The following is a 16,420-nucleotide window of genomic DNA, read 5'->3' as shown; positions in this document are numbered from 1 at the left end:
ATTTCATTATAAAATGAAAAAATCTTTAATGTCTGTTGCCGCGTTTGCGATGGTTTTAACTTTTAGCTCTTGTAAAGAAACTACTGAGAAAACAACAGAGGAAACTTTAGAAGAAGCTTCAGCTATCAATGCTACCGAAGAAATAATTCCTGCTGAAGAAGTAGAAATGGAGGAAGTAATTGATACCACTAGTGAAGTTGATACTACAGAAATGACACCAGCCGATATGCCAGAATCTGGTAAAGAATAATCTTCAGGAATAATAATTCCCGATACTAAATAACCAACCGTGGCCTATGCCACGGTTTTTTTATTCTTATTAAGATCGTATTTCTTAGGAAAATTTCAGAATCTGATATGGCCGAACCCTATAGAAATAGTTGCCTTCAGTAGACATATAAATAAAAAACCATCTCTTTAAAAGTTGGTTTTCGTTTTAGTAGCGGGAACTGCCCCGAAGCATCGGGGGAACCAGTGATTTTCCTCCATAAAAAAAACCACCTCTTTAGAAGGTGGTTTTCGTTTTAGTAGCGGGAACTGCCCCGAAGCATAGGGGGAACCAGTGATTTTTTTCCATAAAAAAACCACCTCTTTAGAAGGTGGTTTTCGCTTTAGTAGCGGGAACTGGACTCGAACCAGTGACCTTCGGGTTATGAGCCCGACGAGCTACCTACTGCTCTATCCCGCGATATTGGACGGCAAATATAGTATCATTTTTAGGATTTCACCAAACTTTTTTGATAAAAATTTCAAAGTGAAATCCAATGAATTGCTTCCAGCCTGTCTTTCAGATGAAAACATTCAATTTCAGTACTCACAAAATTTTTATCCAGGTCCATAATCCCCCTTATCCAGGCTAGATCTGTTACCATCGCCATCTTATTTATTTGCTTAGAATGTTCAAATTTGAATTGGAGATTCTTTAAAAGCATTTTTAAAGGCACCTCGTTGCCGGGCATGATCTCACAAAAGAGATTGATCTGGTCATGCTCCTTTAGCTTTTCTTCTATACGCGAATGAAGTTCTTCCAGGTACTCTTTGGTGACATCCTTGTCTACCATAACACCCACAATATTTCCTGCCAGTTCAAAACTCGTTATCATACTAGGATCAGCTTTCTACTAAAAGTAGTACTTATTTCTGAAATTTACCCTAGGAAAAGTTTTACTGTTCTATATCGGAAGCTTGAAATTCAACGAGTTCCCCTTCTTCAAAGGCCACCCTGAATTCGATGGGACGACAGCAGACCTCGCAATCTTCGATATAGGTTTGCTGGGAAACTGAAGGATCTAAAAGAACCGAGATCTCTTCCCAACAATAAGGACATTGAAAAAAATGTTCGAACATGGCTTATAATTCTACATTCAATAACTGCCCGGTTAATTGAAGCACCTGCAATTCGGCAAGTTTAGCGTCATACTTGGCCAGGTTAAGACTGGTTCTTGCATCCAGCAGATTGATTTGTGCCTGCCTGAATTCGATCGAGGTGATCCTACCCAGTTTATATTGCTCCTGAGACCGGTTAAAGTTATCGAGGTTGGTATCTACATTTTGTTGTTGCACCCTCAAAATATAAAGCTTATTGCGATAATTACCCAAAGCATTGGCAATATCCCTCCTAATCTCGCTTTGTAGTTGTTGCTTTCTTATTTCCTGACTCTGATACCTGATCTTGGAATTATCAACCAGCACCTTTGTCCTACCGGTATCAAAAATATCCCACCTGAGACTCACTCCTGCTGCAAAACCATCGGTCGTAGTCGTAGAACCCGGAAAGAATGCTGTAGCCGCACTCCTGTTCCTGTTCCAGCCATAAGAACCTGTAAGATCCACACTTGGCAGGTACCCGCTTTTACTGATCTTGATATCGTAATCGCTAATTTCCAGGCTCTGTTCTATTTGAAGCAGGGATACGTTGTTCATTTCAGCTTCATCCACAAAACTTTCCAACTCAAGCTCTGAAACAAAATTTACCGTGGTATCTACCTGAAAGCGGTTATCGCTAATTTCACGGTTTATAAGCACATTCAGGTCTCTCTTGGTATTTCTTAACTGCTGCTCGGTTTCTATCAAGGCAATACTGTCATTATTAACATCTACCCTCGCATTTAATACAACCAGGTTATTAGCCTGGCCATATTCGAACTGGTATTGCGCCCTGGTGACCCTGTTCTTGGATATTTCGAGGGTTTCCTCAAGTACATCGATATTTTCAGATAATCGCGCTATTTCATAGTAAACGCTCATTATCTGGAGGATACTATTCTCTACGGTTTCCCTGGCATCTAATTGCGACAGGTCATATTGTTCCTTCAGGCTTTTATAATTGTAAAAACGACCCAACCCATCAAAAAGGGTGTAACCAAGATTTATAGAGGCGTTATACCTGTTACTTTCAATACCGCGCTGGTCTACGATTTCCCCATTTTCAGGTTCGGTGATCCGGTCATTAAGATCATAATTAGCACCGGCAAGCCCGGTAAGTGAAGGAAGGTATCCAGAATTAAAGATACTCTGGTTATTATCTGCGATCTCTACCTGGTTCTTCGCCAGTTTAATTCCAAAATTCTCTTCCAGGGCCCTGCTTATAACCTCTTCCTTGGTAAGGATCTGCTCCTGTGACCAGATAGAACAGGTCGAAAAAAATAAAAGAGTAAGGAGTGATCTATGTAGTACTTTCATGCGCTGCTTCTTCTTTTTTCTCTTTAATTGCTCTTTCCATATCCTCTTTAGATGGCTTTTCACCTGTTCTAAGCCATCTTCCTCCTACTTTAATGCTGTTGCTTATGGAGATCAATAAAGGAAGTAATAACAAGGTTAAAATTGTTGCTACCGCAATACCGTAGGATATCGAAATGGCCATAGGCTTAAGAAACTGGGCCTGCCTGCTTTTTTCCAGCAGAAGTGGTGCAAGACCGGCTATAGTGGTTAAGGAGGTTAAAAATATCGCTCTAAACCTTGATCTTCCGGCTTCAAATAAAGCTTTTTTAAAGTCCATGCCTTCCCGGAGGAAACCATTGTATTTACCTATTAATACCAGTCCGTCATTTACCATGATCCCCACCAGGGCGATGATACCCAATGCTGAAAGCACGTTGATAGGAAAATCATGCAACCAGTGACCCCAGGCAACACCTATTATACTGAACGGGATCATGATCATTAACAGCAACGGCTGACTGTAACTTCTAAAAGTAAAGGCGATGGTCGCATAGATGAGGAATAAAATTACCGGTATCACTGCTGCTGCAGAACTGGATAGCTTAGATGCCTCCCGGTTCTGACCTTCATAAGAAACGGTGATACTTGGATATTTCTCCAGGATTGGCGGAAGCACATTGGCCCTGATATCTTCCAGGATCTCTGTAGAACTACCGTTTGGATCTTCCATATCTGCTGATACCCTGATCTCACGCATTCCGTCGAGGTGACTGATAGACTCTGTACCTCTCACGATATCGTAGTTCGCGATCTCATCGAACGGCACTCTTTCACCAGAAGGAGTCACCAGTCTCATTTCATCAAGATCGTTAATAGATGACCTGTTCTCAAGGTCATACCTAACCCAGACCCTTATTTCATCCTGTCCCCTCTGGAATCTCTGCGCCTGTGCACCAAAGAATCCATTCCTGATCTGGCGCATTACTTCTCCCAGGTCCAAACCAAGTGCATAGGCATTATCTTTTAGCTGAACATTGATCTCCTTGATACCCTGCGGATCATTATCGGTCACATCCTTTAGAAGAGAATTATTTTCAAGGTTCTGTTTTAATTCTTCTTTAGCAGCTTCCAGCTCACTTAGGTTATTACCCAGTAATGAAACTGAAACAGGAGAACCTCCAAAGTTCCCTCCAGAACCGAAGGTTAAATTCTCTACCCCGAACACGGGACCAACCTCGTCTCTTATGGCATTTGTGATCTCTGGAGATCCAAAGTCACGCTCCTCACCAGGCAGAAGATTTACCTGTAAAGAGGCCTTATTATTACCAGGACCAACCCGTTTTATGATATTTTCAACTACCTGCTTATTGCCGGTCTGCTTTTCAGTGTATTCTTCGTTCACTCTCCAGGCTGCAGCTTCGACCATGGAAATAATCGAGTCTGTCCTGGCAGGATTAACCCCTTCAGGCATCAAAAGATCTATACTAACCCGGTCACTGGCAATACTCGGAAATAAAGTAACCCTTATCCAGTTCCCTCCTATCGCTCCTACCGTTAAAACGAGTACCACAATAAGGATACAAAGTGCCAGTACCTGCTGGGTCAGTACAAATTTTAATGCGGGACTATAGATCTTATCCCTCATATAAGCCATCATACGATCCCCGTATTTATTGATGACCTTCATTTTCTCAAAGAACTTCGTTATCCCCTTTTTAGGACGACCGTTTAGCTCCGGTTTTTTCAAGGCTTTTGAGTGGGCAATATGCGCCGGAAGAATAATTAAGGCTTCAATCAAAGAGATCACCAGGGTGAGGATCACAACAGTGGAAACCTCTCCAAAGAACTCTCCAATACGACTATCCAAAAACAGGAAGGTTGAAAATGCCAGCACCGTAGTAATGATCGCGGAAAGAATTGGCGGCACCACTTCCATGGTTCCGTCCATAGCAGCGCGGATAGGACTTTTACCCATTTCTGAATGCTGATAAATATTTTCTGAGATCACAATTCCATCATCTACCAGGATCCCAATCACGATAATCATCCCGAAAAGGGAAAGAACGTTTATAGTCACCCCTAAAGACCCGGCAAAAATGAACATTCCAAGAAAAGCGATTGGAAGCCCGAATGCTACCCAGAAAGCAAGTCTTATATTCAGAAAAAGTGACAAAAAGAAAAGTACCAGCAGCATTCCCATGATACCATTCTCTACCAGCAATTGTGTACGTTGATTCAAAGTGATAGACTGGTCATTTACCACATTCAGCTGTACATTGCTGTTTTTCTGGTTAAAAGTTTCTACGTATTCATTGATCTTCTCTGCAGTAGCCAGAAGATCTTCGCTACTGGTATTACTAACTCCCACATTTACGGCTACATTTCCGTTAAAATATAAAGCGTTAGGAGTTTCAGAGAACTGATCTCTTACCGTGGCGATCTCACCCAACCGGACGATCTCACCGGTAGAAGTTGATTTCAGAACAATATCGTTTAACGCATCGGCATAATAAGCCCTGTTATTGGCACGAATCAGGTAATCTTCAGCATCTGTTTTAATAGTACCTCCGGTAGAAAGTATATTGGAATTTCTAACTGCCTGGGCCACTTCTTCAAAAGTGAGATTATAGGCCAATAGGTCATTTTCGCTTACCGCGATCTCTATCTCCTCCTGCGGAAATCCCGAAATGCTTATTTGCGAGACTCCATCCAGCAGTCGCAGATCATTTTCTATTTGCTGACTTATTTGCTTTAGCGTTGCTAAGGGAACATCGTCTCCACTTACCGCAAAATTGATGGTCTCCCTGATGAATTCCTGCTTAGAAACCACTAGTGGCTCCATACCTCCGGGGAAAGTCGGAACGCGATCTACCGCATTCTTCACTTCGGTAAGCATGGCATCTATATTCTCACCTCTTTCGATCTCTACGGTGATAGAACCTCCACTTTCACGTGCCACCGAGGTTACCCGGTCTATACCTTCAAGTCCTTTCAGGTTATCTTCTATCTTAAGGATGATACCTTCTTCGATCTCCTCTGGAGCAGAACCTGGATAGGCAATGCTTATATTGATGATCCTGGAATCCTGAAGCGGGAAAAATGAGGATTTCATGTTCATGATCCCTATGATCCCAAAGATCACAAAGGCCATGATCACCACATTTACCGCAACCCCGAATTTTATAAAATAATTGATTAACTTTCTCAAGACTGTTCTTTTTTAAGCAGGTCCTTCTGTCCTTCGATCTTCACTAACATTCCTGAGTAAGCTCCCGGAACGTTCGCAGATAAGATCTTTGTCCCGTCATCAAGTCCTTTGATCACCACCGTGTTATTCGTAAAATAAACCGGGTTGATCTTAACCAGGTTCAGAGTACTGTCTTTAACCACAAAGACCTTGGTTCTTTCAACAAGAAGTTCTCTTGGTATCTCTATCGCATTATTTTCTTCCTTGGCGTCGACCTGGGCTTCGAGGTACATTCCTTCACTTAGATCTGGATTTTCGATCTTTATGAATACACGAATACTTTGAGTTTCCTGGTTTACCTTACCGTTAATACGACTCACCGTGCCCTCATAGGTTTTGGTTCCTTCAAGATTTTTAAGCTTTACAGATTTACCGATCTCCAGAACATCGCTGAATTTCTTAGCTATGGAAACTTCGAGTTCATAAACACTTGGATCTATGTATTCGCCCAGTTTCTGCCCGGGACGAATTAGTGTCCCCCTGTTTACCAGCGCTTCGGTTAGAATCCCATCATAAGGAGCGATAATGGTATATTTCGAAAGTCTTTCTTCAAGATTTTTTACGTTGTAATAAGCTGAAACGATGCCTCGACCGGTTATGAAATATTGCTCCTGCTGGGTTTTAGTTTCAGGTAAAGGGGGAACCGGCTTGTTAATATCAAAACTTTCCAGGTATTTTTCCCACTTTCTGAATGCTTCAGGATAATCCAAACGAAGATCTGGCATTATAGAAGTAACGTTATTATACAGCTCACTTTTGGCCGACTGAACACTGGCTGCATATTCTTCGGAATCTATAGTTAACAGCACCTGCCCTTTTTTGAATGTCTGCCCAGGTCTGAAATCTTTACTACTATACCTGAAAATTCCCTGTACCTCAGAGAACAGTTCCAGCCTGTGCAGCGCAGTAATATTACCATTTGCCGGAACCACGATTGGGACCGTGGTATTTTTTACTGTATCTATAAAGACACTTTTTATCGTCTTATTAACCGGTGGTTTTTCCTTGACATTACTGTCTATAATTAATTTTGCTCCAAAAATTGCAGCAACAACGAGCACTACACCTAGTGCCGAAAGAATGATCTTGCGTTTATCCATAACAGTACTAGGACTTAGATGAGTCCCTATGGTTTAATTAAAATGTATTTTTTTATTAGCTGATCTGTTCAAGATCGAGTTGAAGTTCCTCCCATTCAGCCATTAACTTCTCAAGTTTCTTTTTTGAATGGTTGTAATTATTCAAAAAGTCGGGTTTGGTCACCGTTTCTTCATAATTATCTGCCAGCTGCTTATCCTTGGATTTGAGTTCCTTTTCGAGCTTGGTGATCTTAGCTTCTGTTTTGCTAAGCCTGTTCTTTATCCTTTTAAGCTCCTTTTGATCTGTAAATGACCTTTTCTCGCCGCTGTCTTCTTTCTTCTTGGAAGTCTTTACTTTCTCACTTTTTTCTACAGCGCGCATATCCAGAAGCTTTCTCTGGTCCAGGTAATAATCTATATCTCCAAGATATTCCCTTATCTTATGATTTCTGAATTCATAAACTCTACTGGTAAGATTCTGAAGAAAATCTCTATCGTGCGAAACGATGATCAAGGTTCCTTCAAAATTCTTCAGAGCTTCTTTCAGAACATTCTTGGATTTAATATCTAGGTGGTTGGTAGGCTCATCCATTACCATCACATTGAAAGGCTCCAGTAGCATTTTACATAGGGCAAGCCTGTTACGCTCCCCACCAGAAAGCACCTTCACTTTCTTTTCCACTTCATCTCCACGGAATAAAAAAGCACCTAGCATATCTCTAACCTTGGTCCTGTTCTTCTCATTAGAAGCATCTTCCATGGTTTGCAGTACGGTTTTCTCTCCGTCAAGATATTCGGCCTGATTCTGCGCGAAATAACCTATCTGCACATTATGACCAAGCTTAAGTTTCCCCTCGTGTTTAATTTCTCCAATTATGATCTTTGCCAGGGTCGTTTTCCCCTGACCGTTCTGTCCCACAAAAGCGATCTTACTCTGGCGCTCTATCAAAAGATTTACGTCTTTCAATACCTTCTTATCTCCATAGGATTTTTCCAGATGCTCGGCTTCAATGACAACTTTTCCTGGGTTTACCGAAACAGGGAAATTAACCGACATCACCGCATTATCGTCTTCATCTACTTCGATGCGATCTATTTTGTCAAGTTTCTTGATAAGGGATTGCGCCATGGAAGCCTTACTTGCCTTGGCCCGGAACTTATCAATAAGTTTTTCTGTATTCTCTATTTCCTTTTGCTGGTTCTTCTGTGCGGCAAGTTGCTGCTCTCTTAGTTCCTTTCTGAATTCAATAAATTCAGAATATGGTTTTCTATAATCGTAGATACTTCCCAGAGAGATCTCAATACTTCTATTGGTAACGTTATTAAGGAACATTTTATCGTGAGAAACCAGCATCACACATCCCTGGTAATTATTTAAAAAGCTTTCCAACCAGATGATACTTTCTATATCAAGGTGGTTGGTAGGCTCATCCAGTAGAAGAATATCATTATTCTGAAGAAGAAGTTTCGCAAGTTCTATCCTCATTCTCCAACCTCCGGAAAATGTTTCAGTAAGCCTGTCAAAATCTTCCCTTTCGAAACCAAGACCCTGAAGAACCTTTTCGGTCTCACCTTCATAGTTATAACCCCCGATGATCTCATATTGATGCGTGATCTCACTAAGATCCTCGATCAATTGAGAATAGGAATCACTTTCATAATCTGTACGGGTAGCCAGTTGCTCATTGATCTTCTCCATTTTACCCTCGAGCATTTTGATCTCCTCAAATGCCTGATGAGCTTCATCAATAACGGTTCTACCCTGTTCGAAATCAAGATCCTGCTTTAAAAAGCCGATTCTTAACTCCTTGTCTTTTGCGATCTGCCCGGTATCATACTCCTGGTCTCCAGAAATGATCTTTAATAAAGTAGATTTCCCTGCACCATTTTTTCCGATAAGACCGACCCTGTCCCCGGCACCAAGCCGGAAACTAACCTCTTTAAAAAGATATTCCCCCTGAAAAGAAACTGAAAGATTATGAATATTAAGCATTAAAGCGTATTTTTTGCAAAGATGCTTAAATTTGTGATGCAAAAAAAATAAGATGAGCTTACTAAAGGGAACAAAGATTTATAGCATACTTACAGGTACATGTCCGGTATGCCAGGAAGAGAGCATGTACATTGAAAAAAACCCTTATAAGCTTAATAAGGTTTTTAAAATGCATGAGAGATGTTCTAATTGTAATACCAAATATAAGATTGAACCGTCGTTCTTTTACGGAGCCATGTATGTAAGTTACGCGGTAGGTATCGCATTTTCTGTGGCCGCTTTTATCATTGCCTATGTTTTCCTGAACGCCACTTTACTCGCTTCATTTTTCGCTATCGTGGGTACCCTGGTCATTTTTATGCCAATTATAATGCGTCTATCCAGGAATATCTGGATCAATCTTTTCTTAAGCTATAAGAAAACAGCGGGCAGCAATTAATTGGAGACGTAATGTTTCTTGGTGAATCGATTCAGATCTATTTCCGGATCCAGTTCTGCAGATCCCTCAATATAATCCAGTAGCGCTTTAGACATATTTGGAGCTATAAGAACGCCCCTGCTCCCAAAACCATTACAACAATAAATATTATCAATTTCAGGATGCGGACCAACCAACGGCTTCCTGTCTGCCACAGCAGGACGAATACCTGCTTCCTGATCTACCACATCAAAATCACACCTGATCAAAGCCTTCAGGTCTTTCACTAATTTCTCCCTCGCTTTTGAAGTTGTTTCAGGAGTTTTATCTTCATGATCATAAGTAGCTCCAGCTTTATACAAGTTATTACCCATAGGCATCAGAAAAACAGATGATTTTACAGCGAAGTCCAGCTTCAAATCTTCAGAATAAATGGTGATATACTCCCCTTTATTTCCTCTTAAAGGCAAATAGTTGAAATATGGATTTTTCTTCAATCCAAAACCTTCACAGAAAATGATCTTTTTAGTCTTTACTCCATCATAATTAAAATAGTCATCCTGCTTGTCCAATTTTGAGTAATCAAAACGTTCGACTTTAAGCCTATCGGAATCTTTTAGATATTGTCTGTAACTATCCAGAAGATTGCCGGTATCGATATTTCCCGTTTGCAAAACCTTCCCGAAAGAATAATCTGCGATGATATTTGGATTATCGTTTCGCTTTAATTCGGGGTCCAGGAAAGGAGCAAGCCTGGGTTTATCTAAAGCCAGAAACCAGTCATTCTGTTCTTCGGCAGAATGGAAGCGACGATAAATATTCCAGTTATGGATGAACTTAATATGAAGTTTCTGTTCTAATTCCTCATAAAAAGGAAGGGCAGTTTTCATTTGTTCTGCCGCGTTCCATGCCGGGGTAAAACGTTTAAGAATTACAGGATTAAAAATACCTCCGGCAACATAGGAGGAGCTTTGAGAATTATCTTCAAAAACGATAAATTTCTTACCTCTTTTTTCCAATTCTTCAGCAACCGCGAGACCACTTAAACCAAGACCAACAATTATATAATCGAACATGGGCTAAAGATATTAAGGTAATTGGCCAATATCAAAATTGAGCATAAAAAAAGCGCCTATAAAAGGCGCTTTAGTTTTGTATTAAAACGGAGTTAGTAACTCCACATGTCCTGTTCAAAGTTTCTTATTTGTTCTTTGATACGCTGAGATTCGAGTAGCTGCATAAATGCATTATCAGCAATATACTCGTCGATCTCACGATCTCCCTGGACGTTATCTTCTTTATAGATCACTCCATCAAATCTTCTTGAATTCAATAGATGATCAAAAGACACCACCTGGGAAGTATTATTACCGGTAAAAACCTTCGCTTCATGAAGAACCTGTCTTGCATCTGGATACCATACCCAGAATAATTCCACAAGGTCAGTTTGTCCAGAATCGATAAAGTTAACGTCTGGTGCTACCGGAGCGATCCCAAGTAAACGATATTTCAATTCAGCTAAGCGCTTATCAAAATACCACATCCCGCGAATATGATATTCAGCGATATCTGCAGAACCAAGGTCACGACGATCTATAAATTGCTCGTCTACCTGCTCCCCGGCATTGTACTGCTCGATACCAAGATCTGTAGTATCAATTTTAGAAAGGGTAGCTCTAATATCCTTTAAGGTTCTTTTTTCCTGGAAATAAGAATCTGCATAGATATTTTGGATCTTTCCTTCCTTGATAGCCTTTACCAGAACATCATAAAGAGATCTTCTGTTAGACCCAATATTGTTGGTATCTATAGGATAATAAAGCGGAAAATTCACTCTTTCATCAAGGTCGATGATCTCCCAGGTCCCTTTAGACCAAAGGATATCACGATCCCCAACGTAACCATATTCCAATGGTTTATCCTCTTCATCTACCATTGCCTGAGCTTCCGACTTCTTCCCGATATCCTCAGGTTTGTTGGCGTTCAGGATATTTGCCTGACCGAAAGAAGACGCACCCATCATCATCACAAATCCATATACAAAAAATTCTTTCAAGCTCATTTTTTAATAAATTTTAGTTCGTAAGCTCAATCACTACAGGAGCAACTTTCTTTAGCTTATAGCTAGAGTTACCTGCAAGTGAGGCTGAAATATCATAGATCTGAACCGACTCACCTCTACCAGCACGTCTTAATGCTGCTTTAGCTCTATCGTCTAACCTGCTACCATTTACAATAATGGTTGGCTGTCCAGGTACTTTAAATTTAAATCCGGTTACATTCAGGTTAAGATCGAAATCGAAATCTGGTAAACTAGCACCAATTGTAGCGATCTCCAGGCTGTTTCTTTGCATAGAAACAGAACCATCTTCACCACGAATAGTACCTACCGGTCTTGGAATATCCTTAACTCTAAAAGTTTTCTTATCTGAAACCGTTTTACCACCTGGAAGCGTACCACTAACACTAATGGTTACTTCTCTGGCCTGTAAAGTAGTCACATCCATAAGGTAACTTCCTGCACCACCAGACTGTCTTAGACCCGGAGCATTAGCGCTAACGCTACTTACACCTGGAATAGAAATAGTCATTGGGTTTTGAACTCCACGGTACACCACGTTCATCTTATCTGCAGAAATAACTGCGGAATTAGGAAGCGGTATTACGTTGTAAGAATCTGATATCTTAATACTTTTCAAAGAGTCATTTTCCATATACTGAAGTTCACCAGTAATTTTTTGCTCTCCTACATTTCCAGCTGGGAAATCAAGAACTACCTGTCCGGCTTCAGTATTATCTACTTTCTTACCATTTATAACAACGTTCTCAAACTGTAAAGTATTGTCGAAACGACCAAGAACTACTTTACCAGTGAAATTCTCACCACTAAAGAAAGCAGGTTTACTTGGGATAACGATAGCTTCGTAGTTCTTAAGAGAAACATCACTTTGTAATTGACCAGAAAGCATAGAAGAAAGAATCTCACTTTCGGTACTCTTTACATCAGCCTGCATTTGAGTAAGCTGAGTTATAGAAGCAACCAGTGGAAATCCTTCAAAACGGTATTTTAACCATGGTACTTTTGCTCCTTCAACATTTTCAGGATCTGTAGCAAATTCTTTTTGAACATTTACTTTTTGAGCAATCGTATTGTATCCATTATTCAGGATCTCAGAAACTCCACTTCTGTAAGTTTCGATCTGAGCAAGGAACTCTTCTCCTTTTGGAGAGATCCTACCACTCTGGAAGAACATTTCATCCATTACAGTAGACTGATCCATTGTCTCATAATCCTTAGGGTCATTTACAGAAGCTTTTAATTCTTCTTTAATGCCTTCGATATATTGTGTGAAGTTTGAGGACAATTCATGAATTCTATCAGCATCTTTTTTAATACTGGTATATTTTGCAGGTTGTTCCTCAACCTTAGTAGCAAGACCGGCCATTAGAGCTGAATTCCTTTCGGTATAGTTCTCAGCGGTCTTATCTAGTTTTTCATTCATTAGTCCGAAAGCGGTAAGAACCTCTTTGGACATATTTAGTGCCATCATGGCGATGAAAACCAGGTACATTAGGTTAATCATCTTCTGCCTTGGCGATTGTTTTCCGGATGCCATGTCTAATTAGTTGTTTTTAAATTAATATAACAGCTTAATTGAAAAATTATCAATTAGACTCTAACTTTTCCGTTCATCGCGGTTAACATTCCACCATAAACATTATTTAATGACTCCATATTATCTGCAAGGGAATCCATTTGGGCTTTCAGCCTTCCTGCGTTCTCAGCAACTTCCTGATTAACCTCAGCTTGCTTAGCAGCAGATTCCACCTGAGCTTTATAAATATTATTTAAAGTTTCCATTTGTGCAGCGGCAACGCTTAGCTCTTCACTGTATTTCTTTTGAGAAGCCATAGAGTCTACGGTAGGGGCAATACCTTTAGCAGCTCCTTCAAAATTCTTAATGCTCTCTCCTAAAGATGCCATAAGATTTGCATCTAGCTTAGCTTCTTTAAGCATAGCGTCAAGTTTCTTAGAAAGCATTCCTTCAGCTTCTTTTTCTTCAGCAATTACTGCAGTTCTATTTCTTCCAGTTCCTCCTGCTAATTCAGGATAAACCAATGACCAGTCTAATTCGTCATCTACCGGTTCGAATGCTGAATATGCGAATACCAAAGCTTCTACGATAAGTCCCGCGATAAGCATTGGGTTACCACCTGGCCAGTGCATGATTTTAAACAGGGCACCTAGAATAACTACAGATGCTCCCAGACCATACACCATATTGGTCACTTTTTTTGTTGATCTTGAATTTGCCATAACTCTAATGTTTAGATTTTCTTAGTTGATTTTATTGATAGGTTTAAGTTCCAGTGTTTATTATGGATTTTTTTGATTTAAAGTAACATCGGTTCCAAGATAATCCTGAACGGTTCTGAATCCAATATAACTTCTAGCTGAGTCCATATACTCATAATCCCTTGAACTTACCTGCAGGAAGTAAGCAACGTCTTTCCATGATCCTCCACGAACCACTTTTCTACGATCTTCTGGGTTATTAACGGTAGGGTTCATTGTAGACATATACTCATAAGATCCCGGATCATATGAAGAATCTACCCATTCTGCTACGTTACCTGCCATATTGTATAATCCGTAATCATTAGGATCGTAAGATTTCGCTTCTACGGTGTAAAGCGCCTGATCTGCCGCATAGTCACCACGTAATGGCTTAAAGTTAGCCATGAAACATCCACGGTCGTTAAGGGTATAAGGTCCACCCCAAGGATATGAAGCTCCTTCCAGGCCACCTCTGGCAGCATATTCCCACTCACCTTCGGTAGGTAGTCTGTAGGTTGGAACGTTCTCATCTCCTTTTTGACGACGGAAATCGTTATGATATTTTGTTCTCCACTGAGTAAAAGCTCTTGCCTGTTTCCAGGAAACTCCCACTACAGGATAATCATCGAATGCACTATGCCAGAAATAATCATTATGCATAGGCTCGTTGTATGAATAGTTGAAATCTTTGATCCAAACGGTAGTGTCCGGATAGATCGCTACTTCTTCTTTTTTAATGAAATTACTACGATCTCCTTTTTGTCTTGCCGCCGCCTGAATATCCATGTAGGTATATTTAAACTTCAGCTTTTTAACATCGATCGTACGCTGACCATTGTAAACCTCATCCATAGGGATGTACATAGAGTCCATCACCTCTGCATAATAAACATCAGGATAATCTTCAGTATCCCAAATAATATCAACGTCGGTATTTAGCTTTCTATTTTCGTAATCATCAGTTGGACCACCCTGACCGTAAGTGTTCAGCATGTATTCCTGATATGGAGTAAGATTTTCAGGGTCGGCATCTGCGAAAGCAAATTCTCCAATCCCATCATCTCCGGGTACAGCACCCTGAAGCTCAGCCATAATAGCCAGATTAACCCGAACTATCGAGTCTCTTACATCTTCAACAAACTGCCTGTACTCTGAATTTGTGATTTCTGTTTCGTCCATATAGAACGAACGAACAGTAACTGTTTTAGGGGGTGCATTCTTTTGACCGGCAATATCATCATCAGATTTACCCATAATGAATGCGCCTCCAGGAATCAATGTCATACCATAAGGCTTCTCCGGATTCCACTTCTTCCCCTCCGCACCTACAAGCTGTCCACGATCACCTCCACCACAGCTAGAAAGCAAGGCCAGAACAGCAATGAGCGAAATATACTTCTTCATAATTATCTTAGGTTAAGACATTTTGATTTACGGCAGTAAACCTATCTAATTATTTTTTAAAAAACAATATTTCAGATAAAAATACAGTAAATCAGAATAATGTCTGGATATATTTTTTTAGACTTCGTTTTTTCTTTTTGCTTTATACCAGCGTTCCGGAATCACCTGATTGCAAGCCTCAAGATAATCTTCTTCGCTGCAAGGTAATAACGTATGCCTTTTTAATTTAGTATTCACATTCGATAAAAATGGAATTTCTATCCACCACCGTCCGCTAACAGGGCTTTTGAAAAAAACAAGGATCTCATCATCGATGGGAACCTGGTATTTAGTAAACTCCTTTTTCGCGGAAATAGTATTTTCATTCGTGCGATAATTCACACCTTCGATAAAATACCATATAATCTGGGCAACCAGCATATTCGCCAGGTCTCCTAAATTACCCTGGTATTCATAAACCCCAAAAGAAGATACCTTATCACTTATCCCAGCATACCTTGAAAGCGCACATATCTCCCTGCCATTAAAGCCATTAGGAGAATTAAAATATGCTGAATTCATGGCTGCAGAATCTATCGCACCAAGGTCCATACCTACGATATTCGCACTCCTAAAAATAGGCTCCATCAGGGCGATATCTGAAGTTACTTCTCCTAATCGGTACGCTTCAAAGAACAATCTTTCCATCAATTCAATTTCATCCTGAGAATTGAAATAGGTCTGATATCCAACCGCCGAATAATTAAATAAATTATAAGGTTGATCAACTACGATTTTTCCTACATAAGATTGATTCGAAATCATCTTTTCAGCGTCACCCAAGTCAAATCTTTTATCAATATTTACCAGGTTAACCATTTGATCTAAATTATCATAAGCTCTGTATTGAGCATAGATAAGATCCTGGCCACCACCAAGGATGATTGGTATTATATCCTGTTTTATAAGGCTTTCAACCAGGTTCTGCACAGCAAAATAAGTATCTTCTACTGTTGCCCCGGGTTCTATATCGCCTAGGTCTGCTAATTTCAATTTCCAGTTACCAGGGAACAATCCGTAGAACTGTTTTCTTAAGTTAGAGAAATCTGGCTTGTTTTCAGGCCTTTCCGCTCTTCTGTTCTCGCGAACTCCAAAAATGGCAACATTTACGCCTTCCAGCTCAGGTATTCCTGATCTATCTGTATGAAGTCGAATATTGGCACCAATGGTTTGAGGATTTAAACTCTTGATCTCGTCCAGCAGCTCGTCATTTACCGGACTAAGAAAATCGAACTCCATA

14 protein-coding genes and 1 tRNA gene are annotated in these 16,420 nt (G+C 40.2%); 2 read left to right on the top strand and 13 right to left on the bottom strand.

The window, feature by feature from the left end; all coding sequences use genetic code 11:
- The first annotated feature begins 13 nt into the window (after window positions 1–13).
- Complete coding sequence (locus C8P64_RS15455) at window positions 14–250, top strand: hypothetical protein (protein ID WP_108173004.1); 237 nt, start codon at window positions 14–16, stop codon at window positions 248–250.
- Window positions 251–615: 365 nt separating this feature from the next.
- On the opposite strand, the gene C8P64_RS15450 is transcribed toward C8P64_RS15455, so the two are convergent.
- The 7 genes from C8P64_RS15450 to C8P64_RS15420 form a co-directional block, all read right to left on the bottom strand.
- Window positions 616–688, bottom strand: a tRNA-Met gene (locus C8P64_RS15450).
- 61 nt (window positions 689–749) lie between these two features.
- Window positions 750–1,103, bottom strand: coding sequence for a SpoIIAA family protein (locus C8P64_RS15445; RefSeq protein WP_108173003.1), 354 nt, complete (start codon window positions 1,101–1,103; stop codon window positions 750–752).
- A gap of 61 nt (window positions 1,104–1,164) precedes the next feature.
- Window positions 1,165–1,347, bottom strand: coding sequence for a CPXCG motif-containing cysteine-rich protein (locus C8P64_RS15440; RefSeq protein WP_108173002.1), 183 nt, complete (start codon window positions 1,345–1,347; stop codon window positions 1,165–1,167).
- Window positions 1,348–1,350: 3 nt separating this feature from the next.
- The gene (locus C8P64_RS15435) at window positions 1,351–2,682 is read right to left on the bottom strand and encodes a TolC family protein (RefSeq protein ID WP_108173001.1); all 1,332 of its coding nucleotides are present in this window, start codon (window positions 2,680–2,682) and stop codon (window positions 1,351–1,353) included.
- Window positions 2,666–5,869 (bottom strand): efflux RND transporter permease subunit, encoded by a 3,204-nt coding sequence (locus C8P64_RS15430; RefSeq protein WP_108173000.1) that lies wholly within the window; start codon window positions 5,867–5,869, stop codon window positions 2,666–2,668. The genes C8P64_RS15435 and C8P64_RS15430 overlap by 17 nt, the downstream gene beginning before the upstream one ends.
- Window positions 5,866–7,008 (bottom strand): efflux RND transporter periplasmic adaptor subunit, encoded by a 1,143-nt coding sequence (locus C8P64_RS15425; protein ID WP_108172999.1) that lies wholly within the window; start codon window positions 7,006–7,008, stop codon window positions 5,866–5,868. The genes C8P64_RS15430 and C8P64_RS15425 overlap by 4 nt, the downstream gene beginning before the upstream one ends.
- A gap of 55 nt (window positions 7,009–7,063) precedes the next feature.
- A complete protein-coding gene (locus C8P64_RS15420; RefSeq protein WP_108172998.1) occupies window positions 7,064–8,980 on the bottom strand; it encodes an ABC-F family ATP-binding cassette domain-containing protein in 1,917 nt (638 codons plus the stop codon).
- Between the two features lie 52 nt (window positions 8,981–9,032).
- On the opposite strand from C8P64_RS15420, the gene C8P64_RS15415 reads away from it, so the two are divergent.
- Window positions 9,033–9,419, top strand: coding sequence for a DUF983 domain-containing protein (locus tag C8P64_RS15415; protein WP_108172997.1), 387 nt, complete (start codon window positions 9,033–9,035; stop codon window positions 9,417–9,419).
- Here C8P64_RS15415 and C8P64_RS15410 read toward each other — a convergent pair.
- The 6 genes from C8P64_RS15410 to C8P64_RS15385 form a co-directional block, all read right to left on the bottom strand.
- The gene (locus C8P64_RS15410) at window positions 9,416–10,474 is read right to left on the bottom strand and encodes an NAD(P)/FAD-dependent oxidoreductase (protein WP_108172996.1); all 1,059 of its coding nucleotides are present in this window, start codon (window positions 10,472–10,474) and stop codon (window positions 9,416–9,418) included. The two genes, C8P64_RS15415 and C8P64_RS15410, sit on opposite strands and share 4 nt — an antisense overlap.
- 92 nt (window positions 10,475–10,566) lie before the next feature.
- Complete coding sequence (gene porN / locus C8P64_RS15405; RefSeq protein WP_108172995.1) at window positions 10,567–11,460, bottom strand: type IX secretion system ring subunit PorN/GldN; 894 nt, start codon at window positions 11,458–11,460, stop codon at window positions 10,567–10,569.
- 13 nt (window positions 11,461–11,473) lie between these two features.
- Window positions 11,474–13,015, bottom strand: coding sequence for a type IX secretion system motor protein PorM/GldM (gene porM, locus C8P64_RS15400; protein WP_108172994.1), 1,542 nt, complete (start codon window positions 13,013–13,015; stop codon window positions 11,474–11,476).
- Window positions 13,016–13,068: 53 nt separating this feature from the next.
- On the bottom strand, window positions 13,069–13,716 hold the full coding sequence (porL, locus tag C8P64_RS15395; protein WP_108172993.1) for a type IX secretion system motor protein PorL/GldL: 648 nt from the start codon (window positions 13,714–13,716) through the stop codon (window positions 13,069–13,071).
- A gap of 60 nt (window positions 13,717–13,776) precedes the next feature.
- On the bottom strand, window positions 13,777–15,141 hold the full coding sequence (porK, locus tag C8P64_RS15390; protein WP_108172992.1) for a T9SS ring complex lipoprotein PorK/GldK: 1,365 nt from the start codon (window positions 15,139–15,141) through the stop codon (window positions 13,777–13,779).
- A 117-nt stretch (window positions 15,142–15,258) separates the two neighbouring features.
- Window positions 15,259–16,419, bottom strand: a complete 1,161-nt coding sequence (locus C8P64_RS15385) for a formimidoylglutamase (protein ID WP_108172991.1) — start codon at window positions 16,417–16,419, stop codon at window positions 15,259–15,261.
- Window position 16,420 lies beyond the last annotated feature (1 nt).

The organism is Christiangramia gaetbulicola (assembly GCF_003054225.1).
Taxonomy (GTDB): Bacteria; Bacteroidota; Bacteroidia; order Flavobacteriales; family Flavobacteriaceae; genus Christiangramia; species Christiangramia gaetbulicola.
Note: the sequence above shows the minus strand (reverse complement) of the source record. Positions and strands in the feature narration are given on the sequence as shown.